3 protein-coding genes are annotated in these 2272 nt (G+C 43.0%); all 3 read right to left on the bottom strand.

The genetic code is table 11. The features are described from left to right. Positions 1–157: 157 nt before the first annotated feature. On the bottom strand, positions 158–496 hold the full coding sequence (locus tag C8D92_RS15610; protein WP_133243142.1) for a hypothetical protein: 339 nt from the start codon (positions 494–496) through the stop codon (positions 158–160). Between the two features lie 68 nt (positions 497–564). Continuing rightward, positions 565–1575: a DUF262 domain-containing protein gene (locus tag C8D92_RS15535; RefSeq protein ID WP_116919946.1), complete on the bottom strand. Its 1011-nt coding sequence runs from the start codon at positions 1573–1575 to the stop codon at positions 565–567. Next, positions 1575–2129: a hypothetical protein gene (locus C8D92_RS15530; protein ID WP_116919945.1), complete on the bottom strand. Its 555-nt coding sequence runs from the start codon at positions 2127–2129 to the stop codon at positions 1575–1577. The genes C8D92_RS15535 and C8D92_RS15530 overlap by 1 nt, the downstream gene beginning before the upstream one ends. Positions 2130–2272: the final 143 nt, after the last annotated feature.

Genomic DNA, 2272 nt, shown 5'->3' with positions numbered 1-2272 from the left:
GCATGGTGGAAGACGGGTCCTTGTCAGCCAGCGATGGGTCGATGCTACCAGAGCCGGATCGGCGATTGCGGGACTTTTTCTACAGCCTCAACGCCCGGCGCAGCGGGCCAATTGGAGCGACGTAAGGAGCGTAGATTGGTCCGCCTGCCGCCGTTTGTTAACTGCTGATTGCATTAATGACCATGCCTACGGTTAGTGCCAGCATACTGATACAAGCCAACAGCATACATTTATAAACAAATTTACCGGCGGAAACTACGTCCGGACTCGGGTGTAATAGGAATTTTTTCTTAAGAAAGTAAAGTTGTACTTCACGGGTACCATAAGATGGGCCAAATAAATCCGTCAAATTGTCCATTCCTAACCCAAAAAGTCTGTCATCGCTGGATCGCTTCATTGCTTTCTTAAATTTACTCAGCGCAAAAGCATAAAGAATCCCTGCTGAGAGAAGTGTTAGCAGCCCAATAATTATAAAAATACCACTTAAAATCGACATAGCAGTTAACGCCCTGAATAAGCCGCCGTTTTGAGCGCTAGCGCAAAACGGTCGGCTTGATTCATTGGTTAGCTTGTGGACTTCTGAACCAAAGCGTAGATAGACTCACCACGTGTGATTCTGCTACTCCTATCGTTACTTGCCTGTAAGGCTGCGCTGTAATATTCCTGAGCTTCCCTGTCATCCCCAGAGTCGCCGGATGGAACTCGATCTACACGTGCATAAAAGTCATCTAACAGCCCTCTCAATGTGCCAGCGTCAACAGCAAGTGCGTTTTTGATTAATGCCCTATGAAGCTCAACAAAAAGCGTAAAGAAATCAGCCTTCTTGAAGGCTCTAGAGCTACTATTGAAATTCAACCTGTCGATAAACGAGAAAACCTCAGATATTTCACTATATAGCTTGTCCCGCTCGGGAAACTCTTCGTTGTATTTTTCTAGATAATTTTCTAGCTCTTTATCTCTATTAAAATACGTGCTCATAATCGTTATTATAAGGCCCAGACAGTACCTTACATCATTCATTCGCTTTATATCGGTAGATGTAAATACGCGGTTATCTTCAAATATCTTACTTTGAGAAACCTCTTCAGCGAAATTCTTAAACTCACCACCGTAGCGCGAGTTGTGTAACTCCATAGCATTGAGGCCATAGCTCGTTGAGTTAATTCTTTTAAAGACCTCTTTAATATCGTCCATGGGCATGTTTCCCATGTCCCGAACCACTACTTTATACTCCAAAAAATCTATTTGTTTGTCTTCGTCAAGATCAACATACGCGGGCAAATTTTTACCAAGCTTTATGTCGGGGGAACCTTTAAAGTACTGGTACAGTGTTGTTATTCTTTGCTGCCCATCAACTAGAACTTCTGCGCCGTCCCCGGTCTTTGGGTCCACTTTTCCAGCAGCGATATATATTTCTGGAAATGGGTAACCTTCAAGTACTGTTTTTATGAATTCAATCTTATCTTTATTTGTCCAAACTAAGCGTCTCTGAAAATCAGGTTGTGGAATAAGAGTCTTGTTTCCGATAGCTGTCAACAGCACTCGAAGGCGCCTATTTGATGCTGAAGTGTCCATTAAAAAGCCTCCTGAATGCACTGATCAATACAAATAGTTTGGTATTCTTGCAAGAAAAAATGAGAATGATAGAGGCCGCCGCGTATTTTATAGGGGCCAAATCTATTGCTGCTAGTCAACTCATTGAAAAAGGTCCACCATTCTGCAGCAAAATCAAAGTAATTACTTGGCGGGAGTTTGTCAGGTCTTATCCAGCCATCAGCAAGATACTTGAAAAACCTTCCCGCTGACGGCCAATCTGCACCACTCTTTTTGTAGAGGTAGGCTTCTTGCCATACACGCTCAAACAATGAGGTTGAGACAATAGCGATATCAATGTCAGAGTCATCATTGAAAAGCCCAAATCTTCTTGAAGGCTTTATGCTAAATCCTAACTTACCCGAGCCAACCATTAGCACATCATTAAACTCTATTTGGAACTGCTCGCAGATCACCTCTCGCAGCTCAAATAAATCATGATTGTCTAGCAAGTGACATACGCCGCCAAGAACGTATTTTCTATAGATTTGGAGGCTATTTAAAACTTTTAGATCAGCTTTAAAGTCTTCGATCATTATAAGCCATCCGTTTCCTCTCGTATTCTCAAAGCTAACAGTGATTAGGGAACCTCTGAAAAAGCCCTTGGATTTGCGACAATAGCACCAGAGTCACCAACCGGGAAGGTCGCTACCCCATGAGCCAGATCAGCTTTGCCGAA

It is taken from the genome of Tamilnaduibacter salinus (genome assembly GCF_003096655.1).
Classification (GTDB): Bacteria; Pseudomonadota; Gammaproteobacteria; order Pseudomonadales; family Oleiphilaceae; genus Tamilnaduibacter; species Tamilnaduibacter salinus.
Note: the sequence above shows the minus strand (reverse complement) of the source record. Positions and strands in the feature narration are given on the sequence as shown.